General features: G+C 69.2%; 21 protein-coding genes and 1 riboswitch. Of the genes, 12 read left to right on the forward strand and 9 right to left on the reverse strand.

Annotated features, from left to right (window positions below):
* The first annotated feature begins 1 nt into the window (after window position 1).
* Together ACFVTC_RS23135 and ACFVTC_RS23140 are read left to right on the forward strand one after the other, a co-directional pair.
* Window positions 2-634, forward strand: coding sequence for an HAD family hydrolase (locus tag ACFVTC_RS23135; RefSeq protein ID WP_390129878.1), 633 nt, complete (start codon window positions 2-4; stop codon window positions 632-634).
* A gap of 415 nt (window positions 635-1,049) precedes the next feature.
* On the forward strand, window positions 1,050-2,651 hold the full coding sequence (locus ACFVTC_RS23140; RefSeq protein ID WP_390129879.1) for a globin domain-containing protein: 1,602 nt from the start codon (window positions 1,050-1,052) through the stop codon (window positions 2,649-2,651).
* Window positions 2,652-2,703: 52 nt separating this feature from the next.
* Here ACFVTC_RS23140 and ACFVTC_RS23145 read toward each other — a convergent pair whose 3' ends face one another.
* From ACFVTC_RS23145 to ACFVTC_RS23165, 5 genes are all read right to left on the reverse strand, one after another.
* Complete coding sequence (locus ACFVTC_RS23145) at window positions 2,704-3,186, reverse strand: NUDIX domain-containing protein (protein ID WP_390129881.1); 483 nt, start codon at window positions 3,184-3,186, stop codon at window positions 2,704-2,706.
* A gap of 114 nt (window positions 3,187-3,300) precedes the next feature.
* Window positions 3,301-4,206: a LysR family transcriptional regulator gene (locus tag ACFVTC_RS23150; protein ID WP_390129883.1), complete on the reverse strand. Its 906-nt coding sequence runs from the start codon at window positions 4,204-4,206 to the stop codon at window positions 3,301-3,303.
* 248 nt (window positions 4,207-4,454) lie between these two features.
* Entirely contained in the window at window positions 4,455-5,600 is a 1,146-nt protein-coding gene (locus tag ACFVTC_RS23155) for a cystathionine gamma-lyase (protein ID WP_390129885.1), read from the reverse strand.
* Window positions 5,597-6,088, reverse strand: coding sequence for a low molecular weight protein-tyrosine-phosphatase (locus ACFVTC_RS23160; protein ID WP_390129887.1), 492 nt, complete (start codon window positions 6,086-6,088; stop codon window positions 5,597-5,599). Before ACFVTC_RS23160 ends, ACFVTC_RS23155 begins: the two co-directional genes overlap by 4 nt.
* 9 nt (window positions 6,089-6,097) lie before the next feature.
* On the reverse strand, window positions 6,098-6,481 hold the full coding sequence (locus ACFVTC_RS23165; protein WP_390129889.1) for a phage holin family protein: 384 nt from the start codon (window positions 6,479-6,481) through the stop codon (window positions 6,098-6,100).
* Window positions 6,482-6,559: 78 nt separating this feature from the next.
* Between ACFVTC_RS23165 and ACFVTC_RS23170 the strand changes: the two genes are divergently transcribed.
* The 4 genes from ACFVTC_RS23170 (at window position 6,560) to ACFVTC_RS23185 (ending at window position 8,933) form a co-directional block, all read left to right on the forward strand.
* Entirely contained in the window at window positions 6,560-6,877 is a 318-nt protein-coding gene (locus ACFVTC_RS23170) for a cupin domain-containing protein (RefSeq protein WP_390130161.1), read from the forward strand.
* A 167-nt stretch (window positions 6,878-7,044) separates the two neighbouring features.
* A complete protein-coding gene (locus ACFVTC_RS23175) occupies window positions 7,045-7,257 on the forward strand; it encodes a DUF5326 family protein (protein WP_390129891.1) in 213 nt (70 codons plus the stop codon).
* A gap of 341 nt (window positions 7,258-7,598) precedes the next feature.
* Window positions 7,599-8,396 carry an IclR family transcriptional regulator gene (locus ACFVTC_RS23180; protein WP_390130163.1) on the forward strand — a complete coding sequence of 266 codons (798 nt, stop codon included), beginning with the start codon at window positions 7,599-7,601 and terminating at the stop codon, window positions 8,394-8,396.
* 99 nt (window positions 8,397-8,495) lie between these two features.
* Complete coding sequence (locus ACFVTC_RS23185) at window positions 8,496-8,933, forward strand: SsgA family sporulation/cell division regulator (protein WP_168529012.1); 438 nt, start codon at window positions 8,496-8,498, stop codon at window positions 8,931-8,933.
* 83 nt (window positions 8,934-9,016) lie between these two features.
* Here ACFVTC_RS23185 and ACFVTC_RS23190 read toward each other — a convergent pair whose 3' ends face one another.
* Window positions 9,017-10,585, reverse strand: coding sequence for a YibE/F family protein (locus tag ACFVTC_RS23190; RefSeq protein WP_390129893.1), 1,569 nt, complete (start codon window positions 10,583-10,585; stop codon window positions 9,017-9,019).
* A 71-nt stretch (window positions 10,586-10,656) separates the two neighbouring features.
* A riboswitch (TPP riboswitch) is annotated at window positions 10,657-10,813 on the forward strand.
* On the opposite strand from ACFVTC_RS23190, the gene thiC reads away from it, so the two are divergent.
* Window positions 10,806-12,635 carry a phosphomethylpyrimidine synthase ThiC gene (gene thiC, locus ACFVTC_RS23195; protein WP_390129895.1) on the forward strand — a complete coding sequence of 610 codons (1,830 nt, stop codon included), beginning with the start codon at window positions 10,806-10,808 and terminating at the stop codon, window positions 12,633-12,635. (Overlaps the previous riboswitch by 8 nt.)
* Before the next feature lie 152 nt (window positions 12,636-12,787).
* A complete protein-coding gene (locus ACFVTC_RS23200) occupies window positions 12,788-14,239 on the forward strand; it encodes a VWA domain-containing protein (protein ID WP_390129897.1) in 1,452 nt (483 codons plus the stop codon).
* A 114-nt stretch (window positions 14,240-14,353) separates the two neighbouring features.
* Here ACFVTC_RS23200 and ACFVTC_RS23205 read toward each other — a convergent pair whose 3' ends face one another.
* The 3 genes from ACFVTC_RS23205 to ACFVTC_RS23215 all read right to left on the reverse strand — a co-directional run bounded on the left by ACFVTC_RS23205 (window position 14,354) and on the right by ACFVTC_RS23215 (window position 17,885).
* Window positions 14,354-15,223: a hypothetical protein gene (locus ACFVTC_RS23205; RefSeq protein WP_390129899.1), complete on the reverse strand. Its 870-nt coding sequence runs from the start codon at window positions 15,221-15,223 to the stop codon at window positions 14,354-14,356.
* A 181-nt stretch (window positions 15,224-15,404) separates the two neighbouring features.
* Entirely contained in the window at window positions 15,405-16,487 is a 1,083-nt protein-coding gene (locus tag ACFVTC_RS23210; protein WP_390129900.1) for a metallophosphoesterase, read from the reverse strand.
* Between the two features lie 285 nt (window positions 16,488-16,772).
* Window positions 16,773-17,885, reverse strand: a complete 1,113-nt coding sequence (locus ACFVTC_RS23215; RefSeq protein WP_168529007.1) for a LacI family DNA-binding transcriptional regulator — start codon at window positions 17,883-17,885, stop codon at window positions 16,773-16,775.
* Between the two features lie 526 nt (window positions 17,886-18,411).
* Between ACFVTC_RS23215 and hisC the strand changes: the two genes are divergently transcribed.
* The 4 genes from hisC (at window position 18,412) to cydD (ending at window position 25,887) form a co-directional block, all read left to right on the forward strand.
* Window positions 18,412-19,488, forward strand: a complete 1,077-nt coding sequence (hisC, locus tag ACFVTC_RS23220; protein ID WP_390129902.1) for a histidinol-phosphate transaminase — start codon at window positions 18,412-18,414, stop codon at window positions 19,486-19,488.
* A gap of 214 nt (window positions 19,489-19,702) precedes the next feature.
* Window positions 19,703-21,220 carry a cytochrome ubiquinol oxidase subunit I gene (locus tag ACFVTC_RS23225; protein WP_390129904.1) on the forward strand — a complete coding sequence of 506 codons (1,518 nt, stop codon included), beginning with the start codon at window positions 19,703-19,705 and terminating at the stop codon, window positions 21,218-21,220.
* Between the two features lie 20 nt (window positions 21,221-21,240).
* On the forward strand, window positions 21,241-22,245 hold the full coding sequence (cydB, locus tag ACFVTC_RS23230) for a cytochrome d ubiquinol oxidase subunit II (protein WP_390129905.1): 1,005 nt from the start codon (window positions 21,241-21,243) through the stop codon (window positions 22,243-22,245).
* A gap of 60 nt (window positions 22,246-22,305) precedes the next feature.
* Entirely contained in the window at window positions 22,306-25,887 is a 3,582-nt protein-coding gene (gene cydD, locus ACFVTC_RS23235) for a thiol reductant ABC exporter subunit CydD (protein WP_390129915.1), read from the forward strand.
* Window positions 25,888-25,912: the final 25 nt, after the last annotated feature.

The following is a 25,912-nucleotide window of genomic DNA, read 5'->3' on the forward strand; positions in this document are numbered from 1 at the left end:
TATGACACGCCTTCATCTCTTCGATCTCGACGGAACACTGTTGTACGGGAGTTCCGCGCCTCTGGAGATCTCGCGGCAGATCGGTCTGGAGGCCGAGACCATCGCGATCGAGCAGGCAATCTCGGCAGGACGCATCGGCCCGCCGGAATACGCCACGCGGGTGTACGCCTTGTGGGCGCAGCTCACGGATGCGCATGTGGCCGCGGCATTCGAACAAGCGCCCTGGCTGTCCGGTATCGAAGATGTCTGGGCCGAGATCAGAGGCAATGGTGACTACTGCGCCGTCATCTCGCTCTCGCCCTCCTTCTTCGTCGAGCGGCTGACGAGGTGGGGCGCACACGCGGCATACGGCTCGCGCTTCCCGGCCCTGCCCTTCGCCGAGCCCGTTGATCTCGCCGGCATTCTCAGCGCTGCCGCGAAGGTGCAGATCGCGAACCGGCTCTGTGAAGAGTTCGGGGTGAGACGGGCCGACTGTGTCGCCTACGGTGACTCGCTCTCGGACAAGGACCTGTTCGAGACCGTGCCGGTGTCCGTGGCCATCAACGCGGACCGGCACCTGGCGGGTATCGCCACGCACTCCTACGTGGGCCGGAGCCTGTGGGAGGCCTATGAAGTGGTCCGACCGGCCCTGTAATCAAAGGAATTGATGGGCTGTCCCTCGTTCGATCACATCGAAGGAAGAGTGGACTTGTCAGTGGGGCGACTGCCGGTATGGTCGACTCCGGTTCGCGTCACCAGGATGTGCGGGCAGGTCGTGGGGCGTGAACGCAGGCCAATGCAGCGTAACGGGACGGGGAGATCGAGACCCGAATTTTCCGTTATGCGGACGGGCGTTGACGCGGAGTGGGATGCTGCCGTGAGGGCGATGCGGTCAATGTCACACTCTCGCCTTACTTGTCCGTGCTGAGCGGAAGCCCGGCTTGAATGTGGCCGCATGGGTAAGGGGACTGAACGGGGCAGGGGAGCAAGCCGTCTACGGGGGAAAGCAGGCATTTTCCGAACGCGGAAGTGCATAGACCGACCGAAAGATGTTCGAGGCGAGGCACAGTATGGACGCTCCGACCACCACGTCGGCCGACAACGGCACTTCCGGAGGAAATGGCGGGAGCGGCTGGTTCACGCCACGCAAGGAACCGGCGCCGGCGCCCGCCGACAGAGAGCGGGAGGCCGAAGGGGCCAGCCGACTGGCCGCGTTGCGCCCCGTGGGCCGCTCCACGGAGGCCGGGCCGGCCGAAGGAAGCCCCGTGAGGCACGGGCGTCCGGTGGGCGAGGAGACTGGCGCGCAGACACGAATATCCGCTCTTGAGGACGTGGTGCCCACGGCCGCGCCCCAGGAAGCGCCCGAGGCCGCCCGGGACGCTCTTCCGCCCTTCCAGGCACCGCCCTTCCCCACACCGGCGGTCCAGGCGCCGACGAAGCCGGAACCGCGGACCATGCCGCCCTCGGTGCTTCCCGCGCACCGGAACCCCGTCCCCACGCAATCGGGACCGATCCGTCCGGCGGTGCCCGCGGGAAGGCCCGCCGCCGTCGCGGAACCGTCCCCCGACGCCGCGCTCATCCGTCGGACCATGGCCGAGGTCGGCCCCGTCGCCGACAAGGTCACCTCGTACTTCTACGCGCTGCTCTTCGTACGGCACCCGGATCTTCGGTCGCTGTTCCCCGCCGCGATGGACACCCAGCGGGACCGGCTGCTCAAGGCGCTGCTCACCGCCGCCGAGCACATCGACAACACCCCGGTCCTCGTCGACTATCTGCAGAACCTCGGTCGTGGTCACCGCAAGTACGGCACCCGTCCCGAGCACTATCCGGCCGTCGGCGAGTGCCTCATCGGCTCGCTCAGCCGGTTCGCCTCGGCGATCTGGGACGCCGAGACCGAGGCGGCCTGGGTGCGCGCGTACACGACCATCTCCCAGGTCATGATCGACGCGGCGTCCTCGGACGAACTGCGTGCCCCTGCGTGGTGGTACGCCGAGGTGGTCGCGCACGATCTCAGGACCCCTGACGTCGCCGTCATCACCGTCCGACCCGACCAGCCGTATCCTTTCCTCGCCGGGCAGTACACGAGCCTGGAGACGCCGTGGTGGCCCCGCGTCTGGCGCCACTACTCGTTCGCCTCCGCGCCCCGGTCCGACGGACTGCTGTCCTTCCATGTGAAGGCGATTCCGGCGGGGTGGGTGTCCAACGCCCTGGTGCACCGGGCCCGCCCCGGCGACATCATCCGTCTCGGGCCGCCGGCCGGATCGATGACCGTCGACCACAGCAGCGACAGTGGACTCCTCTGTCTGGGCGGGGGCACCGGCATCGCACCCATCAAGGCACTGGTCGAGGATGTCGCCGAGCACGGGGAGCGGCGCCCGGTCGAGGTCTTCTACGGTGCCCGCACCGATCACGACCTGTATGACATCGACACGATGCTGCGGCTTCAGCAGAGCCATCCATGGCTCGCCGTGCGTCCGGTCGTCGACCACCAGGCCCATCTTCACCTGCCCGACGCCGTGCGTGAGTACGGGCCGTGGAACGAGTACGACGCCTATCTCTCCGGGCCGCCGGGCATGATCCGCAGCGGGATGGACGTCCTGAGGGACGCCGGCATCCCGTCGGACCGCATCCGGCACGACTCGGTCGAGGAGCTCGTCGGGGCCGGGGACTGATCCAGGCCACACACTGCCGGGGTGAGTGCGAGAGCCGTAGGACTGCAGGGCGTCAGCCCAGGTCGGGCGCGTGCATCGCCCGTACGCCTTCGATGTTCCCGTCGAGATAGTGGCGCAGGGACAGCGGGACGAGGTGCACGGAGGCGATACCGACTCGGGTGAAGGGCACCCGGACGATCTCGTACTCGCCGCAGGGCTCGTCCATCTCGGGTCCGTGGCGCAGGGCCGGATCCATGGATTCCAGGTGGCAGACGAAGAAGTGCTGCACTTTCACGCCGGTGGCACCGCCGTCATCGCCGATGTGCTCGACGGTGTCGACGAAGCAGGGCACCACATCGGAGATCTTGGCGCCGAGTTCCTCGTGGACCTCGCGGTGCAGTGCGTCGACGACAGTCGTGTCCTCCGGTTCGACCCCGCCACCCGGGGTGAGCCAGTAGGGATCGACACCAGGCTTGGTGCGTTTGATCAGAATCAGGTCGTCGCCATCGAGCAGGATGGCACGGGCGGTGCGCTTGACCACGGGTCGGACGGTCATGGGAGGAATGTGGCCCGACAGGTTCCACGTGAAACATCGTGGAGCCCCGAGGACCCCAGGAGGGCTCTCGGAGAGGGTCTCCACGAGTACCTGGGGAGTTGCCCGGGACGGTCTTCAGGTCCAGTCCGCCGCGGCATGCAGCAGCCATTCGTATGCCCGCGCGATGTGCGGCATGGCCAGCGTGCCGGTCCGGACCACGAGAAAGTACGTACGCAGTGGAGGTACCACCGGGTCGAGGAGCGCCACGACGTCACCGCGCTCCAGGGCCTCGGCGCACAGATACCGAGGGAGCACCGCGAGCCCCGCGCCCGTGGCGGCACAGGCGAGCACCGCGCGCAGGTCGGGGACGACCACGGTGCCCGAGGCGGCCGGACGGGAGTCGAAGACAGAGGCCCAGTAGCGGGCGACGAGCGGCAGTGACTCGTGGACCTCGACCACGGGGAAGTCGTCCAGGACCGGCGAGCCCTTGCGGCGGAGCTTTCCGGGACCGATGCGGGCGGCCCAGCGTGGAGCCGCCACCAGGACGTGCTCCTCGTCGCAGAGCGGGGTCGCGGTGAGCAGGGCGCCGCGCGGACGGGCCGTGGTGATGGCCAGATCATGGTGTCCGGCGGCCAGCCCCTCCAAGGTCTCCTCGGCGTTGCCGAACGAGGCGCGCAGCGCGAACCCCTGTCCGTCGTCACCCGTCAGCTCGGTCAGGGCGGGCAGCGCCCGCTCGGCGGTGAACTCCGGCGGCCCGGCGAGATGCAGGGTACGCAGCGACGAGTCCTCGTCGAGCCCGGCCTCGGCGATCTCCACCAGGGCGTCGAGATGAGGCGCGGCCTTGTGCGCGAGCTCGTCGCCGATCGTCGTGGGCGTCACCCCACGGGCCTGACGCAGAAAGAGCGGCCTCCCCAACTGCCGCTCCAGGGTTCGGATCTGCGAGGTGACGGCAGGCTGGGAGAGACCGAGCAGCGCGGCGGCGCGAGTGAAGGAACCGGCCCGGTGCACGGTCACGAACGTCCGCAGCAGGGCCAAATCCATGGTGCCCCTCCTCTCCCAGCACCCTCGATCGGGCCTCAACTATAAATAAGTCGATAGGTCGCTGTCGCTACTGTGATTGGACACTGACACAGAGTCAACTAGCCTTGTTCGCGCGGTTCTTAGCGCAAAGAACCGGGACGGTCCGAGCCACGAGGGGGGAGGCTCGGACCGTCCGTCGTGCGAAGCGAGGTGCCGAGCGGACGGTCGGACGCAGGGCGCAGCTTACTCACCGGCCGCTCAGCAAGAGGTCACTCCGCGGACTCGTCGAGCGCGCGGAGAATGTCCGCCACCAGGTCCTCCGGGTCCTCGGCGCCGGCCGAGAGGCGGATGAAGCCCTCCGGCACCGCGTCGCCGCCCCATCGGCCGCGCCGCTCGGCGGTGGACCGCACCCCTCCGAAGCTCGTCGCGTCGTCCACCAGACGCAGCGCGTCGAGGAACCGGTCGGCACGCGCGCGCGTGGACAGCGTGAAGGAGACCACACAGCCGAAGCGCCGCATCTGCTGCGAGGCGATCTTGTGCGAGGGGTCGTCGGGCAGACCCGGATAGCGCAGGCCCGTCACCTCGGGCCTGCCCCGCAGTGCCTCGGCGATGACCAGGGCGTTGGCGTTCTGCCGGTCGGCGCGCAACTGGAGCGTGGCCAGAGAGCGGTGGGCCAGCCAGGCCTCCATGGGGCCGGGGATCGCTCCGACGATCTTCCGCCAGCGCCGCACGGGCGCCATCGCGCCGGCGTCGAGCGCGGTGACGTATCCCAGGAGGATGTCGCCGTGCCCGGTGAGCATCTTGGTCCCGCTGGCCACCGAGAAGTCGGCCCCCAGTTCCAGCGGACGCTGCCCGAGCGGGGTGGCCAGGGTGTTGTCGACGGCGACGAGGGTGCCCTGAGCATGGGCCGCGTCGACGAGCCGCCGTACGTCGCACACGTCGAGCCCCGGATTCGAGGGGGTCTCGATCCACAGCAGCTTCGCGCCGTCGAGGACGTCGAGCTGCGCGTCACCGGCGGTCGGCGCGGTGCGCACCTCGATGCCGTACGCGGTGAGCTGCTCACGCACCAGCGGCAGCGCCTGGTAGCCGTCGTCGGGCAGGACCACCACGTCCCCGGCCCGCAGTTGCGAGAAGAGCACCGCCGAGATGGCGGCCATCCCGGAGGGGAAGGCGAGCGTGGTCACGTCCTCCTTCCCCGGTGCCTCCAGTTCGCCGATGGCACGCTCCAGAAGCGTCCAGGTCGGGTTCTCGTCACGGCCATAGGTGTACGGACCGGTCGGATCGCCCGGCAGATGGAAGTGCGCGGCGAACACCGGCCCGGGCAGGGTCGGCTCGTGTTTGACGGGTTCGGGCAGACCTGCCCGTACCGCGCGTGTGCCGTCACCGCTTCCCGTGACGAAATCCCCTGACGTCATGCCGCCCGTCCCTCCAGTTCCTGCTGAACAGCGGCGAGCAGTCCATGGCTCGCCGCCTCCACCATCTCAAGACACTCCTCGAAATCGTCCAGACGTCCGTAATACGGATCAGGGACGTCCGGATCGTCGCCCGCCGCGGGGTCGTACGACCGCAGCAGGCGGACCTTGTCCGCGTCCTCGGGGGTGGGCGCGAGACGGCGCAGGTCCCGCAGGTGGCCGGAGTCGAGGGCGATGACGAGGTCGAGCCGGGAGAACCACGCGGCGTGGAAGCGGCGGGCCGTGTGGTCACTCCCGTAGCCGCCGGCCTCCAGCACGGCGACGGTGCGGGAGTCCGCACCGTCGCCCTCGTGCCAGCCGCCCGTGCCCGCGCTGTCGACCTCGACCACACCGTCGAGTCCGGCCTCCTCTATGCGAGCACGGAAGACGGACTCGGCCATGGGGGAGCGGCAGATGTTGCCGGTGCAGACGAAGCAGACGCGATAGGACATAGGGCTCTCTCAGTCGTTGTCGCCGTCGGGGAGGACCACATTGAGCGCCCAGGACACCACCGAGATGATCAGGCCGCCCAGGACGGCCGTCCAGAAGCCCTCGACGTGGAAGCTCAGGTCCAGCTTGTCGGCAAGCCATGAGGTGAGCAGCAGCATCAGGGCGTTGACCACGAGCGTGATCAGCCCGAGTGTCAGAATGAACAGCGGGAAGGTCAGGACCTTCACCACCGGCTTGACCAGGAAGTTCACCAGCCCGAAGACCAGTGCGACGAGCAACAGCGTGCCGATCTTCTTGCCGGTGCTGTCGCCTGTCAGGGTGATCTTGTCGAGTACCCATACGGCCACGGCCAGGGCCCCGGCGTTGGCGATCGTCTTGACTACGAAATTCTTCATGTGTCTGATCGTGGCAGAAGAGATCGACTGGCGAGCAGGGCTGTGGACAGCCCGCGGAGCACGGGAGCGGACGAGGCGATGAAGGCATTCCGGCTGGACGAACTGGAGGCGGAGCGCGCCGCCAACGACGGTGCCTATCTGCAGTTCCTGCGCGAGCGGAACATGTCGGTCGGCCTGTACGCCCTCGACGCGGGTGAGCGCGATTCCCAGCAGCCCCACCGACAGGACGAGGTGTACTTCGTGGTGAGCGGCCGGGCCGCGATCACGGTCGGCCTGGAGACCACGCAGGTGGCGCGCGGCAGCGTCATTTACGTCCCCGCGGACGTCGCTCACAAGTTCCACCACATCACCGAGGACCTGCGGGTGCTGGTGGTGTTCTCTCCGCCGGAGAGCTGACCCCGGTCTCAGGGTTCCCTAGGGGAACGGTCAGGGGAGGACAAGGGGTGCGAGACGCCCGCAGTCCCCCTCCTGGGCCCTAGCATCGAACGCAGGACAGTCGGAGAACCCGGAATCGGAGTCCCGGACTTGGGACCGACGGGCGAAGAGAGGCAAGGACAACGGCGATGCGAGAGATCTTCAACGGGATGCCGTGGTGGGTGAAGTGGATCGCGGTGCCGGTCATCGCCCTGTTCGTGTTCGGCACGGTGATAGTCAGTGTGCTCACGGTGGTGATCGGCCTGCTCTTCAAGGCGCTGGTCTTCGTCGCGCTCGTCGGCGGCCTGATCTACGTGGTGCGGAAGTTCACGTCGAGTTCGTCCTCCCGCGGCGACTGGTGACGCACAACCGGGTGAGTCGCGGGTAACGGGCGGGTGGGCAAAGGGAACCTCAGGTTCCCTCGCCCGAGGGAAGTTTTCCGGCGGGGCGGTCTGCGAGCGGTGGCAGGCGGTTAAAGTCCGGAATTCGACGCGGGGCTGACTCCCCGCGGGCAGCGCACAGCCCCCTCCCGTGTCCCCCCGCACGGGCGGTCCCCCTCGCGCTTCGGGAGTGCCCCTTGGCCACGGTTGACACCGCACCCACAGAATCACTCACGCCACCCCTCCAGCGGTCCAGTGCCTCCGCCGCGTCCTACGCACCGCCGGCCCAGCCGCGTTCCTCACCCGCGGAGATCCGTGCCCCCCTGCCGGCCGCGCGCACCGACGGGCTGGAGACCGCGCCCCCGGAATCTCACCCGACAACCCTGATCGGCTCCGTGCAACGGGCGATGCGGCTCCTGGAGGCCGTCGCCGCGCGCGAACACGGGGCCCCCGCGAAACAGCTCGCCCGGGAGGCGGGACTCGCGTTGCCCACGGCCTACCACCTGCTGCGCACCCTGGTCCACGAGGGCTATCTGTGCCGGGAGAAGGGCCTGTTCTTCCTCGGCGAGGCCGCCGAGCGGCTGAGCAGCAGCGGAGCCCAGCAGAAACGTCGCAGCACATTGAGCGACGCGCTCGCCCGGTGGCGCGACGCGATCGGTGCGCCCGTGTACTACGCGGTCTACCGCGACGGTGAGATCGAGGTCATGTGCGTCGCGGACACCCCCGGGAACCCGGCGGTGGAGGAGTGGGCCGACTTCAGGGAGACCGGGCACGCCCACGCGATCGGCAAGTGTCTGCTGTCGCAGCTCGACGAGAGGGCCCGCCGGGATCACCTCGACCGCTATCCGGTGCAGTCGCTCACTCCGTACACGGTGCGCGACAACGCCGGCCTGCTGCGGCGTCTGGAGCGGACGGGACGGATGGATCCCGTCACCGAGCGCCAGGAGTACGCGCTGGGCACGGTGTGTGCCGCACTGCCCATCACCGCGGGTGCGACCGCCGCGACAATGGCCATTTCTCTCCCTGTCCACCAGGCCGATCGACTGCTACCGGCGGCACGACAATTGCAAGGTGAGATCGGAAGACTACTGGGGACACTCGCGATCTCTATCAGCATCTGAAAACTCACTCCTTGTGATCTCTTGTGTACGTTGAGCAAGATTCCAGCAGTGTCAGGGGGACGATTCCTGGCCAGTCGACGGCAAACGACGGGGTAGGCGATGCGCGAGTCGGTACAGGCAGAGGTCATGATGAGCTTCCTCGTGTCGGAGGAGCTGTCCTTCCGCATCCCGGTGGAGCTGCGCTACGAGACCTGTGATCCGTACGCCGTGCGGCTGACCTTCCACTTGCCCGGAGACGCGCCCGTGACCTGGGCCTTCGGGCGGGAGTTGCTGATCGACGGCGTGGGCCGGCCGTGCGGCGACGGCGATGTGCACATCGCGCCCGCCGATCCGGACGCGTTCGGGGAGGTGCTGATCCGGCTTCAGGTGGGCGGCGACCACGCTCTGTTCCGGTCCGGCGCGGCGCCGTTGGTGGCCTTCCTCGACCGCACCGACAAGCTCGTACCGCTGGGGCAGGAGCGTTCCCTCGCGGATTTCGACACCCATCTCGACGAGGCGCTGGACCGCATCCTCGCGGAGGAGCAGAGCGCGGGCTGAACGTTCCCGCACCTTCGCGGAGGAACGCTTCCTCACTCCGTGGAGGAACGCTTCTGCACGCCCGGGGCGGGCGTGCGGTGGCTTCAGTGCTTGCGACGACGGCCCTTGCCGCCCCGGACCGGTCCCCGGGCCCCCACGGGCTCCTGTACGGGCGCCACGGGCCCTGTGGCCGTCGTGGGGACGCCCGGAGTCCCGGTGCGGTCCGCGGAGACCACCAGGGCCGCCAGCGCGGTGGTGACCGGGACCGAGGCGACCAGGCCGATCGAACCGACCAGGGTCCGCACGATCTCCTCGGCGACCAGTTCGCTGTTGGCGACCGCGCCGACGCTGCTCTGCGCGATCGAGAAGAGCAACAGCAGCGGCAGCGCGGCTCCCGCGTACGCCAGGACGAGCGTGTTGACGACCGACGCGATGTGATCGCGGCCGATCCGGATACCCGCGCGGTACAGGCCGCGCCAGCCCATGGTGGGATTGGCCTCGTGCAGCTCCCAGACCGCCGAGGTCTGCGTCACCGTCACATCGTCGAGCACACCGAGCGAACCGATGATCACGCCCGCGAGCAGCAGACCACTCATGTCGATGGAGGGATACAGGCCGTGGATCAGACCGGTGTTGTCGTCGGTGTTGCCGGTCAGGGCGGCCCAGCCGATGAACACCGAGCCGAGCACACCGATCAGGATCAGCGAGAGGAGTGTGCCGAGCACGGCCACCGAGGTACGGGCCGACAGGCCGTGGCACATGTAGAGCGCGATCAGCATGATGGCGCTCGCCCCGACCACCGCCACGACCAGCGGATTCGCCCCCTCCAGGATGGCGGGCAGGATGAAGAACGTCAGGATGAGGAAACTGACGGCCAACGCGATCAGCGCCATGAGCCCACGCATCCGGCCGACCACCACGACGGCCAGTGCGAAGATCCCGGCGAGGAGCGCCATCGGGAACTTCCGGTTCACGTCGGTGACCGAGTACTGCAGATCCTTGGGCGCCGAGGGCTCGTACGCGACCACGACCTTCTCGCCCTGGTGCAACTGCCGTGACTGGTCGGGCTGGACGATCTCCGTGAACGTGCGCCCCTTGTCCTTGCCGGTGTCCACCCGGACCGTCGCCTTCTTGCACTCGCCCGTCGCCTGCCGCTGGGCGGAGGAACCCTCGGCGGTGGAGGTGTCGCCGGTCGGGGTGTCCCCCGAGGCGTTCACCGACTTGCAGTCCACCTGGACGACCTGGGTGACCGTGGCCTGCTGGCTCTGCCGGTCGAAGCCGACACCCGTGCGTTCGTGTGACGGGGCGCCGCCGGGCCAGAGCACCACGAGACCCACGACGACCGCCGCGGCGAAGGGAATCAGCACCGCCGCGATGACCTTGCGCAGATGCTTGGAGACGGGCGCGGCGGGGCCATGACTGTGGCTGTGCGAGTGCCCCGGCCCGAGATGGGTGTCCGGCCCGCGCCCCTCCCCCGACCCGTTGCCGCCGCCCGGTCCGTGTCCGCGGCCGGGTCCGTGCCCATTGCCACCCTCCGGCCCGTGGGCGTGCCCGCGGCCGTTTCCGGAGCCCTGTCCATGCCCGTGCCCCTGCCCCTGCCCGTGGCCGTCGCCGGGACCGGAGCCGCGCCGCGGCTCGGACGGCGGGAACGGGGGTTGCTGCATCGTGGTCACCGACCGATCATCGCAAGAACGGCGAGGGCCCTCTGTTCACCGCGCCAGACATGACGCTAGCGTGGAAGCACCTTTGCACACGCGGGAGCTCGGAGCACCGGGCTGAGAGGGCGCTGACCTCCGTCTCAGCGATGTTTCACATGAAACATCGGCGGACGGAAACCGCTGCGTCGACCGCTGAACCTGTTACCGGGTAATGCCGGCGTAGGGAGTAGGTCTCATGACCAACAAGGACGTACGCACGCCTGCCTCCAGCCAGACGGACGAGCCGTCGGCCGTGTCCCCGGGCGAAGAGCCCACGGGGGCCGGGCAGTCCATCGGGTGGCACAAGGCATACGTCGGGGGTTCGCGCCCCGACCTGCGGGTGCCGGTCCGTCAGGTGCACCTCACCAACGGTCAGTCCGTCACGCTGTACGACACCTCCGGCCCGTACACCGATCCGACCGTCGACACGGACGTACGCAGGGGACTCGCTCCGTTGCGCGAGCACTGGATCGTCGCGAGGGGTGACACCGAGGAGTACGCGGGCCGTCCGGTCCGCCCCGAGGACGACGGGATCAAGCACACGTCGCCGCGCGGGGGCCTCCGCAACCTCGACGCGGTCTTCCCGGGCCGGCCGCGTCAGCCGCGTCGGGGCCGCCCCGGAGAGGCGGTCACCCAGCTCGGGTACGCCCGCCGCGGCGAGATCACCCCCGAGATGGAGTTCGTGGCGGTCCGCGAGCACGTCGACCCCGAGGTCGTCCGCGAGGAGATCGCCGCCGGCCGCGCGGTGCTGCCCGCGAACGTCAACCACCCGGAGATCGAGCCGATGATCATCGGCAAGCGGTTCCTGGTGAAGGTCAACGCCAACATCGGCAACTCCGCGGTGACCTCCTCGATCGAGGAAGAGGTCGAGAAGATGACCTGGGCGACCCGCTGGGGCGCCGACACGGTCATGGACCTGTCCACCGGCCGGAACATCCACACCACGCGGGAATGGGTCCTGCGCAACTCCCCCGTTCCCATCGGCACGGTGCCCCTCTACCAGGCGCTGGAGAAGGTCGACGGCCGCGCCGAGGAGCTGACCTGGGAGATCTACAAGGACACGGTCATCGAACAGGCCGAGCAGGGCGTGGACTACATGACGGTCCACGCGGGCGTGCGGCTGCCGTACGTACCGCTCACCGCCAACCGCAAGACCGGCATCGTCTCGCGCGGCGGCTCGATCATGGCGGCCTGGTGCCTGGCCCACCACAAGGAGTCGTTCCTCTACGAGAACTTCGAGGAGCTCTGCGAGATCCTCGCCGCCTACGACGTCACGTACTCGCTCGGCGACGGGCTACGGCCCGGTTCGATCGCGGACGCCAACGACGCCGCCCAGTTCGCCGAGTTGAGGACGCTCGGGGAACTCAACACGATCGCGAAGCGTTTCCACGTACAGACGATGATCGAGGGCCCGGGACATGTCCCGATGCACAAGATCAAGGAGAACATCGACCTTCAGCAGGAGATCTGCGATGAAGCTCCGTTCTATACGCTCGGCCCGCTGACCACGGACGTCGCGCCGGCGTACGACCACATCACCTCCGGCATCGGTGCCGCGATGATCGCCTGGTGGGGCACGGCCATGCTCTGCTACGTCACGCCCAAGGAGCACCTGGGCCTGCCCGACCGTGACGACGTCAAAACCGGCGTCATCACCTACAAGATCGCCGCCCACGCGGCGGACCTCGCCAAGGGACACCCGGGCGCGCAGGAATGGGACGGCGCGCTGTCCGACGCCCGCTTCGAATTCCGCTGGGAGGACCAGTTCAACCTGGCCCTCGACCCCGACACGGCACGTGAGTTCCACGACGAGACACTGCCGGCCGAGCCCGCCAAGACAGCGCATTTCTGCTCCATGTGCGGCCCGAAGTTCTGCAGCATGAAGATCAGCCAGAGCATCGCGGAGCAGTTCGGTGGTTCCGCGGCCGAGGGGGCTTCGCCCGAGGAGATCGCCGAGGGGATGCTCCGGAAGTCGAAGGAGTTCGCGGCGGGCGGGAACCGGGTGTACCTGCCGTTGGCGGACTGACGCACCGACGCTCCGGGGAAGTGGTGCCCAGGGTCCGGCGCACCCTGGGCACCACTTCCCCCAAGACCGCGGAGGACGGCACCGTCCGCCGGGCCGGTATGTCTCGGGACCTCCCCCTGCGGACGGCCGGGTTCCGTCGGCAGACTGAGCCCATGACATCGACACCCATGAGCAAGGGCGCCAACCTTCCGGTGGCCGTCGGGGCCGTACGGGCCGTGCTCGGCTGGACGGGGGGTCCCGGCGCGCCGGACGCGGACGCCTCGGCCCTGCTGCTCGGTGCGGACGGTCGGGTCCGGGACGACGGGGACTTCGTCTTCTACAACCAGCCCCGGCACGCCTCCGGTGCCGTACGCCACCTGGGGAAGCGGCGGGACGCCGGTGTCACGACCGACACGGTCGAGGTGGACCTGCGCTCGCTGGAACCGCAGATCGAGCGGGTCGTGCTGGGCGCCTCGGCCGACGGCGGCACCTTCGGTCAGCTGTCCGGGCTGACCCTGCGGCTGCTCGACGCCGGGACGCGGCGGGAGTTCGCGCGCTTCGAGATGGAGGCGACGACGGAGACGGCGTTCATCGGCGGCGAGTTGTACCGGCGCGGCGGACAGTGGAAGTTCCGGGCGATCGGACAGGGGTACGCGTCCGGGCTCGCGGGTCTGGCCACCGACTTCGGCATCAGCGTGGACGAGGAGCCCGGCCTCCCCGCCTCGGCGCCGGTGGCGCCGCCCGCCGCCGTGCCTGCCCCTCCGTCCCCTCCGGCCCCTCCGGCCCCTCCGGCTCCCCCGGCATCCCGGACTCCCCCGGCACCTTCGGCATCACCGGCGCCCCCGGCCTCCGCGGCGCGTCCGAGCAAGGGGGAGGAGCGGCTGCCCGTGGACATGCGCAAGCGGCTCTCCCTGCGCAAGGAACAGGTGGCGGTCAGCCTGCGGAAGCACGGAGCGGAGGGTGTCACGGCACGTGTGGTGCTGATCCTGGACGCGTCCGGGTCCATGTCCTTCCTCTACGCGAAGGGCGTCGTGGCCGACGTGGTGGAGCGGATGGCCGCCGTGGCCGCGCAGGTGGACGACGACGGCGCGATGCAGGCGTGGACGTTCGCCTCCCACGCGGCCCGGCTGCCGGATCTGACCCTCGGCGAGTTGCCCGAGTGGCTCAAGCTCCACGTCCGGGTCGGTGAGCTGAGCCTCTTCCGACGGAGCAGGAAGCCGCGGAAGGGGCTGCTGGCCGGGCAGGTGGACATGCGGACGGTCGGCATCCAGAACGAGGAGCAGAAGGCGATCGCCGAAGTGCGTACGTATGTCAGGGAGCATCCGGCCGCCGATCCCACCCTGGTGCTGTTCTTCTCCGACGGTGGCGTCTATCGCAACAACGAGATCGAGCGGGAACTGCGGGAAGCGGTGGACGAGCCGATCTTCTGGCAGTTCGTGGGCCTGGGCCGGTCCGACTACGGGGTGCTGGAGCGGTTCGACACCCTGCCGGGCCGCCGCGTCGACAATGTCGGCTTCTTCGCCGTGGACGACATCGGCGGCCTTCCGGACGCGGAGTTGTACGACCGGCTGCTCTCCGAGTTTCCCTCCTGGATCACGGCGGCCCGGCGACAGGGCATCCTCTGATCCCGCCCACCGCGCCGGTGGCCCGTACGCGGGCATGCCGGGCACCGATCGGGGCCCGCGCTTCGGCGGCGCGGGCCCGGTTCCTCATGCCACCCCCGGTGTCGTCCGCCGGGGTCACTCCGGCTGGTGCTCGGGCCCCCCGAAGTCAGGGCTCGTGAAGTCCGGGCTGGAGAAGCTCGGCCGGGGGCCCGCCGCGGGCCCGTCGTCGGGGCTGCTGAACCCCGGCCGGTTGTAGCCGAGATGCGGCATGCGGCCGGTGGTGGGCGTCGGTGACGGACGGTCGAGTGAAGCCGCGCCGGGATCGGCGAGGGCGTGCCGGAGGAACGGCATGATGCCGCGCTCCAGCAGGGCATCCCGCCAGGCTTCCCTGGCCCGGTCCACCTCCTCGTCGAGCTCGCCGTGCGCTCCCGCCTGGAGTGAGGACGAGCCGTTGCGCAGTGCGGTCAGCAGCAGCCCGACCGCGGCGACCAATATCGCGGCCGCCGTGACCGCGCCGAAGACCCACCCGGTGGTCAGGAGAGTCTGAGCGAACGTCTGTTCGGGATCGAGTACCTTCAGCAGATAGCCGACGAGCAGGAAGATCACCGCGGCTGTTCCGGCGAGAACGGGAGCGAGCACCGCGATGACCGCGATGGCGCCGGCTCCGGCGGTCTCGGTGACCTCTCCCATGGTGGTGGCGAGCCCCACCGCGGCGACGCCCGGCTCCGTGGAGCCGATCTCCTCGCTGACGGCTGGGGTGGACGGCGCCGGATGGCGCAGTTCCTCGCGGACCTTCACGTAGTGCGCGTACTCGGTCGTCGCGGCCGCCGTGATGAGTGCGGTGGCGTTGAGCGCCATGGTGCGCAGTTGCTCGGGATTGAGCCGCCGGCCGACAGCGGCGAGTTCCGGGCGGTACGGGGCGGAGCGCAGCGCCTCATCGAGGATCCGCTCGTATTCCTGGCGGTCCTCACTCAGCAGGTGCTGCGGAACGCTGTTCATCTGCATCCCCCGATGCTCCGTAGGGCTGATGGCTCGCACGCTGACGAGCCGTTGGGCAGAAACGGAGGGGAGCCTGCTACGGATAAGCCGATGGTAGAGCGGTGACGGCACGCCGTGACAGGGGGTTTCAAGAAATTGCCCCCTGGCCGGCGTGGTCCTTTGTGGCGGACGCCTGACCGGTGAGCGCTCAGCTGCCCAGGGGCAGCTGCTGGACCAGCAGCTTTCCGGCCATGGTCACTCCGCCGTCCATCGCGATGGCCAGTCCGTCGGCGTAAAGATGGGGTTCCTCGACCACGGGGCTCGGGCTGTTCTCGCCCTCCTCCGAGCCGACCTCGCCCAGCAGGTACGGAATGGGACTGTGCCCATGGACGACGCGGGTGCCGCCGTAGGTGTCCAGCAGGGAGAGCACGGCTTCGGCGCCGCCGTCGTCGCGGAAGGCGAAGCGCCTGGTCAACTTGCGGAAGAGGTCCCAGCACTCGTCGGCGTCGTTGCGGGTGAGGGTTTCGCGGATGGTGTCGTTGACCGCTTCGATGGAGTCGCCGTAGTCGAGGTAGGCGGTGGTGTCGGAGTGCATCAGGAGGTGGCCGTCGACCTCCTCCATGGCGTCGAGGCGGGCCATCCACTGCAGGTGATGGTCCTGGAGCCGGTCCATGTCGGTCTTCTGGCCGCCGTTGAGCAGCCAGGCGGCCTGGAAGGTGGCCGTGCCCGCGCCGGAGTTCACCGGCGTGTCGCCGAACCGCTTGGCGCCGAGCAGCAGCAGCTCGTGGTTGCCCATCAGCGCCTTGCAGTAGCCGCCGACCGCCGCTGCCTCGGCGGACAGCCGCATCACGAGGTCGATCACACCGATGCCGTCCGGGCCGCGGTCGGTGAAGTCGCCGAGGAACCAGAGGCGGGCGGTCCCGGCGGACCAGTTGCCCGCGGCGTCGAGGAGGTCCTGCTCCTGGAGCGCGGCGATCAGCTGGTCGAGATAGCCGTGTACATCGCCGACGACGTACAGCGGCCCCGGGCCCTCGGCCGGCTGCGGAGCCGGGTCGGCCTCGGGGCCGACGGCGACCTGAACCGTGTCACCCCGGTTGATGATGGGCAGGTCGCGCTGTGTCGGCGTGTAGCCGTCGGGTTCCTCGGCGAGTCCGTCGACCGCGCCGAGAGGCTCGCCCGGAGGCGTGCTCGGCACGTACGGACCGGTCTCGTGGACGTACGCGGGTACCCGGAAGTCGCGCAACGTCTCCGTCCGCAGCACCTCGGGTCCCTGACCGGCCCCCTGAGTCATCGACCCCTCCACCACCATCGCGCCGCATCTGCACCGGATCGGACTGCCTGGTCGCAGCGGCCCGCGGTGTCGTGGGCCCATCATAGGAATGCGGATCGCGCCATGTGATGACCCAGGGGTGGTGAATCGGAGCAGGAGCCCTGTTCGCCACGGTTTTCGCCCGAATTGGGCAGGGCTCGCGCAGGTGGACGCCCCGTGGCGCGTCCACCGGGCGTCAACCCCGGCGGACGCCGGGTTACCCCCGCGTGCCGACGCCGGACTCGACTTCTCGTGCCGACGCCGGGTTCACCCCTGTTCGGGCGACCGGGGTGGGCTGACCGTCGTGCGGGGCGACCGCCGCTCGGAGGACGTCCGCACGATGAGCTCCGTCGGTATCACCTGCTCGACCGGCTGGTCCGAGTCGACGCCTTCGATGGCGTCGATGAGGAGCTGGACCACGGCGGTGCCGATCCGGCGAGGTTTGAGCGAGAGCGTGGTGATGGGCGGTTCGGTACTGGCGTAGACGGTGGACTCGCTGCAGCAGACCAGCAGCAGGTCGTCCGGTACGCGCAGGCCGTAGCGCCGGGCCGCGGCCAGCAGGTCGGTGCCGTTCGGGTCGAAGAGGCCGTAGACGGCGTCTGGCCGGTCGGGACGGGCCAGTAGGCGGTCCGCCGCGACGGCACCCGCACACGGGTCGTGGGCGGGGTAGGCCTCGTAGACCGGATCCTGTCCGACCCGCTCGCACCAGCGCAGATAGGCGGTGGTGGAGAGGTGGGTGTAGGTGTCCGTGGAGGTGCCGGTCAGGAGGCCGATCCGGCGGGCGCCGGCGTCCGCGAGATGGTCGAGGATGCCGAGGACCGCGGCCTCGTGGTCGTTGTCCACCCAGGCGGTGACCGGGAGCGTGCCCGCCGGGCGGCCGTCGGAGACGACCGGTAAGCCCTGGCGGACGAGCTCACTGACGACCGGGTCCTGGTCGGAGGGGTCGATGACCACGGTTCCGTCCAGGGCGACGTTCGACCACACGTCGTGGCGGGAGGTCGCCGGGAGGATGACCAGGGCGTAGCCCCGGGCGAGTGCGGCCGAGGTGGCGGCTCTGGCCATCTCCGCGAAGTACGCGAACTCCGTGAAGGTGAAAGGTTCATCCCCGTATGTCGTCACCGTCAGGCCGATGAGGCCCGACTTTCCGGTACGGAGGGTTCGGGCCGCGGCCGATGGGCGATATCCCAGTCGGTCGGCGACTTCGCGGACGTGGCGTCGGGTGGCGTCCGGGAGCCGGCCCTTGCCGTTGAGGGCATCGGACACGGTCGTGATCGAGACCCCCGCGGCCGCGGCCACGTCTCTGATACCCGCCCGGCCCGGTCGACCGCCTCGGCGGGTGGTGTCGGCCCGGCTCACCTGGTGCTTCCCTGCTGCTGTCATGGCGAGCCGATAGTAGGGCTCATGCGGTGGGGTAGTGCGGACGCATATGCACGCGTTGACAGGCACGTTTCTGCATGATCAAAACAGCCCAAGTGCCTTGGAAACAAAGAAAGTTGAACGATACAATGGCACTACGTGACTTGTCGGCGCGCATGGGCCTGCCAAGTGGGCCATGTTTCGAAGAGGTCTCAACTCACCTTCACGGGTGATGCGCGCCACGGCGTGAGCCACCGGCGCGCACGGTTCTGGAGAGCGCGCCCCCCGATTCGTACGCCTTCGTACGAAGATGACCGCCGGGTGTGTGTGACCCTCGTCGCACACCCTGGGTGATCACGTCGGGGCATCTCGGAGTGGTCAACGGGGCGTACGAGGATGATCGCCGGGGTGTACGTGTGTGCCGTCGGCCGAGTGACGTCGCAGGAGGTTGTCCACGGCCCATTCGCAGGGGCGCCGAATCCTCATAAGGTGAGAAGTATTGGTAGCCGTTGGTGGTCATGAACCAGCGGTGATCGCGAGGAGGACTGCGGTGAGCGAGACGAGCCCCAAGCTGCGTGCCGAGCTGGAGGGTATCCCCACCTACAAGCCCGGCAAGCCCGCCGTGGCCGGTGCGGTGGCGTACAAGCTGTCCTCGAACGAGAACCCCTACCCGCCCCTCCCCGGCGTCATCGAGAGCGTGACCGCGGCGGCGGCCTCCTTCAACCGTTACCCCGACATGGCGTGCACGGGCCTGATGAACGAGCTGTCGGAACGCTTCGCGGTCCCTCTCGCGCACCTGGCCACCGGCACCGGATCGGTCGGGGTCGCCCAGCAGTTGCTGCAGGCGACCTGCGGTCCCGGCGACGAGGTCATCTTCGCCTGGCGTTCCTTCGAGGCGTACCCGATCATCACGCAGGTCAGCGGAGCCACCTCGGTGCGTGTGCCGCTGACACCGGACGAGGTCCACGACCTGGACGCCATGGCCGACGCGATCACCGACAGGACCCGGCTGATCTTCGTCTGCAACCCGAACAACCCGACCGGCACCGTGGTGCGCCGGGCCGAGCTGGAGCGGTTCCTCGACCGGGTGCCCAGTGATGTGCTGGTGGTCCTGGACGAGGCTTACCGCGAGTTCATCCGTGACGTCGAGGTGCCGGACGGTGTGGCGGTCTACCGTGACCGGCCGAATGTCTGTGTGCTGCGCACCTTCTCCAAGGCGTACGGGCTGGCGGGCCTCCGGGTCGGGTTCGCGATCGCCCACGAGCCGGTGGCGGCGGCGCTGCGCAAGACGGCGGTGCCCTTCGGCGTGAGCCAGCTCGCCCAGGACGCGGCGGTCGCCTCGCTGCGCGCCGAGGACGAGCTGCTCGGCCGGGTCGGCTCACTGGTGTGCGAGCGTGTCCGGGTGGTCGAGGCGCTCCGGGACCAGGGCTGGACGGTGCCCGAGACCCAGGCCAACTTCGTCTGGCTCAGGCTGGGGGAGCGCACGCTCGACTTCGCGGCCGTCTGTGAGCAGGCCGGGGTCGTCGTGCGGCCCTTCGCCGGCGAAGGGGTGCGCGTGACGATCGGCGAGACCGAGGCGAACGACATCTTCCTGAAGGTGACCGAGGGCTTCCACAAGGAGTCCTAGTCCGCTCCGATCAAGGTTCCGACCGGCTCCCGCGCAGGGGGAGCCGGTCGGTTCTCGTTTAGGGACCCCCCACCTGTCCCGTCTCGAACAGCCATGCGTCATAATTGCTTGTGAATGTGAACGCGTTCACAAGCGTGTCCCGGTTGCCCCGTGATGCGTGTGACAAAAGGGGCAAACTGCCGCTTCAGCAAGGCGGCGTTAGGAGACTGACGACGTGGAATTGGCTTTGGCGCCGGAGACCCTGGCGCGATGGCAGTTCGGCATCACCACCGTCTACCACTTCCTCTTCGTCCCCCTGACGATCTCGCTCGCCGCTCTCACGGCGATCCTGGAGACCGCCTGGGTGCGGACGGGCAAGGAGCACTACCTCAGGGCGACCAAGTTCTGGGGCAAGCTGTTCCTGATCAATATCGCCATGGGTGTCGTCACCGGCATCGTGCAGGAGTTCCAGTTCGGCATGAACTGGTCGGACTACTCGCGCTTCGTCGGCGACGTCTTCGGTGCCCCGCTCGCCTTCGAGGCCCTGATCGCCTTCTTCTTCGAGTCCACCTTCATCGGACTGTGGATCTTCGGCTGGGACAAGTTGCCGAAGAAGATCCACCTCGCCTGTATCTGGATGGTCTCCATAGGCACCGTCCTGTCGGCGTACTTCATCATGGCCGCCAACTCCTTCATGCAGCATCCGGTCGGCTACCGGCTCGTGAAGAAGGCGGACGGTTCGATGCGGGCCGAACTCACGGACTTTCCCAAGGTGCTCTTCCAGGAGACGGCGCTCGTCAACTTCTGGCACGTCATCAGCGCGTCCATCCTGGTCGGCGGCGCCTTCATGACCGGCATCGCGGTCTTCCACCTCCGCAAGAAGCGGCACATCCGCACCATGCGGATGTCGCTGCGGCTCGGTCTGGTCACCGCTCTTGTCGGCACGCTCCTCACCGTCGTCAGCGCCGACACCCTCGGCAAGGTGATGTACGAGCAGCAGCCGATGAAGATGTCGGCGGCCGAGGCCCTCTGGGACTCGCAGCAGCCCGCGCCCTTCTCGCTCTTCGCGTACGGGGACGTCGCCAAGGGCCACAACACGGTCGCCATCGAGATACCCGGGGTTCTTTCCTTCCTCGCGAAGAACGACCTCAACGCCAAGATCCCTGGCATCAACGACATCAACAAGGCCGAGCAGGAGAAGTTCGGACCCGGCGACTACCGCCCCAACATCCCCACCGCCTATTGGGCGTACCGCTGGATGATCGGCTTCGGAGGGGTCTCGATGGCCCTGTGCACGGCCGGCCTCTGGCTGACCCGGCGGAAGCTCTGGCTGGCGCCGGAACACCGCACCGGGGACGAGGAGGTGCCGAAGCTCATGCTCACCAAGAGCATGGAGCTGACACCGAGGCTGGGCGACTGGTGGTGGCGGCTGTCCCAGTGGACGCTGATCTTCCCGCTCATCGGTATCTCCTGGGGCTGGATCTTCACCGAGACGGGGCGTCAGCCCTGGGTGGTCTACGGCCTGCTGAGGACCAAGGACGCGGTGTCGCCGGGAGTCTCCCAGGGTGAGGTACTGACCTCGCTGATCGTGTTCACCCTCATCTACGCGGTCCTCGCCGTCATCGAGGTGAAGCTGATGCTCAAGTACGTCAGGCAGGGGCCGCCCGAGCTCACCGAGGCCGACCTCAACCCGCCCACCAGGATCGGCGGCGACTCCCATGACGCCGACAAGCCGATGGCCTTCTCCTACTAGGCCCAGGGAGCTGCTGAGTCATGGAACTTCACGACGTCTGGTTCGTCCTCATCGCGGTCCTGTGGACCGGCTACTTCTTCCTGGAGGGCTTCGACTTCGGGGTCGGCGTCCTCACCGGGCTGCTGGCCCGCGACCGCACCGAGAAGCGTGTCCTCATCAACACCATCGGCCCCGTCTGGGACGGCAACGAGGTCTGGCTGCTCTCCGCGGGCGGCGCGACCTTCGCCGCCTTCCCCGAGTGGTACGCCACGCTCTTCTCCGGCTTCTATCTGCCGCTGCTGCTCATCCTGGTCTGTCTGATCGTGCGCGGTGTCGCCTTCGAGTACCGCGCCAAGCGGCCCGAGGAGAACTGGCAGCGCAACTGGGAGACGGCGATCTTCTGGACCTCCCTGATCCCCGCGTTCCTGTGGGGCGTGGCCTTCGGCAACATCGTCCACGGAGTGAAGATCGACAAGAGCTTCGAGTACGTGGGCACTGTCGGCGACCTGCTCAACCCGTACGCGATCCTCGGTGGTCTGGTCACCCTGTCACTGTTCACCTTCCACGGGACCGTCTTCGTCGGGCTCAAGACGGTGGGGGACATTCGGGAGAGGGCGCGTGGGCTCTCGCTCCAGGTCGGCCCGGTCGCCGCGGTGCTGGCGCTCGCCTTCCTGAGCTGGACCCAGGTGGACAACGGCGACGGCAAGTCCCTGGCCGCGATGATCGTGGCCGTGGCCGCTCTGGTCGCCGCCCTGGTGGCGGCGCGCGCCGGGCGGGAGGGCTGGGCATTCGCCCTGTCGGGCCTCACCATCGTGGCCGCCGTCGCGATGCTCTTCCTGACGCTCTTCCCGAACGTCATGCCGTCCTCGCTCAATTCGGACTGGAGCCTGACGGTCACGAACGCCTCGTCGAGCCCGTACACCCTGAGGATCATGACCTGGTGCGCCGGGATCGCCACACCGATCGTCCTGCTCTATCAGGGCTGGACCTACTGGGTGTTCCGCAAGCGGATCGGTACACATCACATCGCGGATATCGCGCACTGAATCCGATGTAAGGGCATGTTTCACGTGAAACATGCCGGATGAGCCAGGGGTGTGTTTCACGTGAAACCAATCGATCCGCGTCTGCTGCGGTACGCCCGCGCCACCCGCGTCTTCCTGCTGACGGTCGTGGGGCTGGGCGCGGTCGGCGCGGCGCTGGTCATCGCCCAGGCGATGCTCATCGCCGAAGTCGTGGTCGGTGCCTTCCAGCACGGTCATTCGGCTCCGGAGCTTCGCACCCCCCTGCTCCTGCTGGTCCTGGTCGCCCTGGGGCGGGCACTCGTCGCATGGCTCACCGAACTCGCCGCGCACCGCGCGAGCGCGGAGGTCAAGTCGGAACTGCGGGGACGGTTGCTGGAGCGGGCCGCCGCGCTCGGTCCCGGATGGCTGGGTGGACAGCGCACCGGGTCGCTGGTCGCCCTCGCCACGCGGGGAGTGGACGCGCTCGACGACTACTTCTCGCGCTACCTCCCGCAGTTGGGCCTCGCGATCGTGGTGCCCGTGGCGGTGCTCGCGCGGATCGTCACCGAAGACTGGGTGTCGGCGGGGATCATCGTCGTCACCCTTCCGCTCATCCCTCTCTTCATGGTCCTGATCGGATGGGCCACAAGGGCGCGGATGGACCGTCAGTGGCGGCTGCTGTCACGCCTTTCGGGACACTTCCTGGATGTGGTCGCCGGACTGCCCACGCTCAAGATCTTCGGCAGGGCCAAGGCCCAGGCCGAGTCGATCAGGCGGATCACCGGCGAGTACCGCCAGGCGACCATGCGGACCCTGCAGATCGCCTTCCTGTCCTCCTTCGCCCTGGAACTGCTCGCCACGATCTCGGTCGCGCTGGTCGCCGTGACCATCGGGATGCGGCTCGTCCACGGCGACATGGATCTGTACGTGGGGATCGTCGTCCTCGTCCTCGCGCCCGAGGCATACCTGCCGCTGCGCCAGGTGGGGGCGCAGTACCACGCCGCCGCCGAAGGTCTCGCCGCGGCCGAGGAGATCTTCTCGGTGCTGGAGACCCCGTTGCCGGCCGGCGGCTCGCTTCCCGTGCCGGAAGGCGGGATCACCTTCGACGCGGTGACGGTCCGCTATCCGGGACGCTCTGGGGACGCGGTCCGTGATGTCTCCTTCGAGGTCGCGCGGGGCGAGACGGTGGCACTCGTCGGACCGAGCGGTGTGGGCAAGTCGACCCTGCTGAACGTCCTGCTGGGGTTCGTGGAACCCACCGCGGGCCGGGTGCGGGTCGGGGGAGCCGATCTCGCGGGATGTGACGTGACGGAGTGGCGCTCACGGGTGGCCTGGGTGCCGCAGCGGCCGCACCTCTTCGCCGCTTCGATCGTGGAGAACGTGCGGCTGGCACGCCCCGACGCCGACGACGCGGCGGTACGGCGGGCGCTGGCCGACGCGGGGGCGCTGGAGTTCGTGGACGCGCTGCCCGACGGAGCCCGCACGATGCTCGGCGAAGACGGCATCGGCCTCTCCGCCGGGCAGCGCCAACGCCTCGCCCTGGCGCGGGCGTTCCTCGCGGACCGGCCGGTGCTGCTTCTCGACGAGCCGACGGCCTCGCTCGACGGCACGACGGAGGCGGAGGTCGTGGCGGCGGTGCGCAGGCTTGCCGTCGGGAGGACGGTCCTGCTGATCGTGCACCGGCCCGCGCTGCTGGGAGTGGCGGACCGGGTGGTCCGGCTCGAGCCCGGGGCGCCGACCACGGCGGCCGGTCCCGCACACACCGGGACCACGGCGCTGCCCCGTCGGGCCGAGCCGGAGGGTGTGCACGCGGTCGCCCCGGAAGAATCCCTCGCGGTATCCGGGGGACGCGACGACGTCCTCGCCCGGATCCGTGCCATGGCCGGTCCCCGCAGCGGTCGCTTCGCGCTCGCGCTCCTGCTCGGCGGTCTCGCGCTCGGCAGCGCCGTCGGCCTGATGGCCACCTCCGGATGGCTCATCTCGCGGGCGTCCCAGCAGCCGCCGGTCATGTATCTGATGCTGGCGGTGACGGCGACGCGGGCGTTCGGGATCGGCCGTGCCGTTTTCCGCTACGCCGAGCGGCTCGTGTCGCACGACGCGGTGCTGCGGATGCTGGCTGACACCCGCGTCGCCGTCTACCGGCGCCTGGAGCGTCTCGCGCCGGCGGGACTGCGCACGACCCGGCGGGGGGATCTGCTCTCGCGGCTCGTCGCCGACGTGGACGCGTTGCAGGACTACTGGCTGCGGTGGCTGCTGCCCGCCGGAGCGGCGGTCCTGGTGTCCACCGCCTCCGTCTGCTTCACCGCATGGCTCCTGCCCGAGGCCGGAGCCGCCCTCGCGGCCGGGCTGCTGGCGGCCGGGGCCGGCGTGCCGCTCGTTACCGGGGCCGTCGCGCGCCGCGCGCAGCGGCGGCTGGCCCCCGCCCGCGGCGTCCTGGCGACCCGCGTCACCGATCTGCTCACCGGCACGGCCGAGTTGACGGTCGCGGGCGCGCTGGCAGCCCGTTCCGCCGAGACCCGGCGGGCCGACACCGTGCTGACCCGCATCGCTTCCCGGTCCGCGACCGCGACCGCGCTCGGCGACGGACTCACCGCACTGGTGACCGGCCTGACCGTCGCCACGACCGCTTTCGTGGGCGCCCAGGCGGTCGCGAGCGGGCGACTGAGCGGCGTGGCGATGGCCGTGGTCGTCCTCACCCCGCTGGCCGCGTTCGAGGCCGTTGTGGGGATGCCGCTCGCCGTCCAGCACCGGCAGCGGGTGCGGGAGAGCGCGGGACGCGTCTACCAGATCCTGGACGCCCCCGACCCTGTACGCGAACCCGAGCGGCCGCTTTCTGCACCCGGTTCACCCTTCCCCCTGCGGGTGCGCGGCCTCACGGCCCGTCACCCCGGACAGGACCGGGACGCGCTCGCCGGCCTCGACCTGACCCTCGAACAGGGCCGCCGGATCGCCGTCGTGGGCCCCTCCGGCTCCGGCAAGACCACGCTGGCACAGGTGCTGCTGCGCTTCCTGGACGCGGATGCGGGGACGTACACGCTGGACGGCACCGACGCCTACGGCATGGACGGGGACGACGTACGCCGGCTGGTCGGGCTCTGCGCCCAGGACGCGCACCTCTTCGACAGCAGCGTGCGGGAGAACCTGCTGCTGGCGAGGAAGGACGCCACGGAGACCGAGCTGCGCGACGCGCTCGCCCGAGCCCGGCTCCTGGAATGGACGGACGATCTGCCCGACGGACTCGACACACTGATCGGCGAGCACGGAGCGCGACTGTCCGGCGGTCAGCGCCAGCGGCTGGCACTGGCTCGGGCGCTGCTCGCCGACTTCCCCGTCCTCGTCCTGGACGAGCCCGCGGAACATCTCGACCTGCCGACGGCCGACGCGCTCACCGCGGACCTGCTGGCCGCGACCGAGGGCCGTACGACGGTGCTGATCACCCACCGGCTGGCTGGGCTGGAAGCGGTGGACGAGGTGATCGTGCTGGCACACGGCCGGGTGGCGCAGCGGGGTGCGTACGCCGAGTTGTCCGTGGTGGAGGGGCCGCTGCGGGAGATGGTGGAGCGGGAGGCTGCGGGGGATCTGCTCGCCGGATCGGTGGCGAGCCAGGCCGGGTCGGACCCCGGGTCCGACCCCGGGTCCCTTAGTGGACGCGACGCCGTGGGCTCCGTACCCGACTTTCGGTAGTAAAAGCGACTAACTACGCTCAAGG

The organism is Streptomyces sp. NPDC057950 (assembly GCF_042887295.1).
Lineage (GTDB): Bacteria > Actinomycetota > Actinomycetes > Streptomycetales > Streptomycetaceae > Streptomyces > Streptomyces kaempferi.

Bases quoted from the DNA above. Each gene is read 5' to 3' on its own strand.
- ACFVTC_RS23135 (WP_390129878.1), top strand. From the start codon at position 2: ATGACACGCCTTCATCTCTTCGATCTCGACGGAACACTGTTGTACGGG.
- ACFVTC_RS23140 (WP_390129879.1), top strand. From the start codon at position 1,050: ATGGACGCTCCGACCACCACGTCGGCCGACAACGGCACTTCCGGAGGA.
- ACFVTC_RS23145 (WP_390129881.1), bottom strand. From the start codon at position 3,186: ATGACCGTCCGACCCGTGGTCAAGCGCACCGCCCGTGCCATCCTGCTC.
- ACFVTC_RS23150 (WP_390129883.1), bottom strand. From the start codon at position 4,206: ATGGATTTGGCCCTGCTGCGGACGTTCGTGACCGTGCACCGGGCCGGT.
- ACFVTC_RS23155 (WP_390129885.1), bottom strand. From the start codon at position 5,600: ATGACGTCAGGGGATTTCGTCACGGGAAGCGGTGACGGCACACGCGCG.
- ACFVTC_RS23160 (WP_390129887.1), bottom strand. From the start codon at position 6,088: ATGTCCTATCGCGTCTGCTTCGTCTGCACCGGCAACATCTGCCGCTCC.
- ACFVTC_RS23165 (WP_390129889.1), bottom strand. From the start codon at position 6,481: ATGAAGAATTTCGTAGTCAAGACGATCGCCAACGCCGGGGCCCTGGCC.
- ACFVTC_RS23170 (WP_390130161.1), top strand. From the start codon at position 6,560: ATGAAGGCATTCCGGCTGGACGAACTGGAGGCGGAGCGCGCCGCCAAC.
- ACFVTC_RS23175 (WP_390129891.1), top strand. From the start codon at position 7,045: ATGCGAGAGATCTTCAACGGGATGCCGTGGTGGGTGAAGTGGATCGCG.
- ACFVTC_RS23185 (WP_168529012.1), top strand. From the start codon at position 8,496: ATGCGCGAGTCGGTACAGGCAGAGGTCATGATGAGCTTCCTCGTGTCG.
- thiC (WP_390129895.1), top strand. From the start codon at position 10,806: ATGACCAACAAGGACGTACGCACGCCTGCCTCCAGCCAGACGGACGAG.
- ACFVTC_RS23200 (WP_390129897.1), top strand. From the start codon at position 12,788: ATGACATCGACACCCATGAGCAAGGGCGCCAACCTTCCGGTGGCCGTC.
- ACFVTC_RS23205 (WP_390129899.1), bottom strand. From the start codon at position 15,223: ATGCAGATGAACAGCGTTCCGCAGCACCTGCTGAGTGAGGACCGCCAG.
- ACFVTC_RS23210 (WP_390129900.1), bottom strand. From the start codon at position 16,487: ATGACTCAGGGGGCCGGTCAGGGACCCGAGGTGCTGCGGACGGAGACG.
- ACFVTC_RS23215 (WP_168529007.1), bottom strand. From the start codon at position 17,885: ATGACAGCAGCAGGGAAGCACCAGGTGAGCCGGGCCGACACCACCCGC.
- cydB (WP_390129905.1), top strand. From the start codon at position 21,241: ATGGAACTTCACGACGTCTGGTTCGTCCTCATCGCGGTCCTGTGGACC.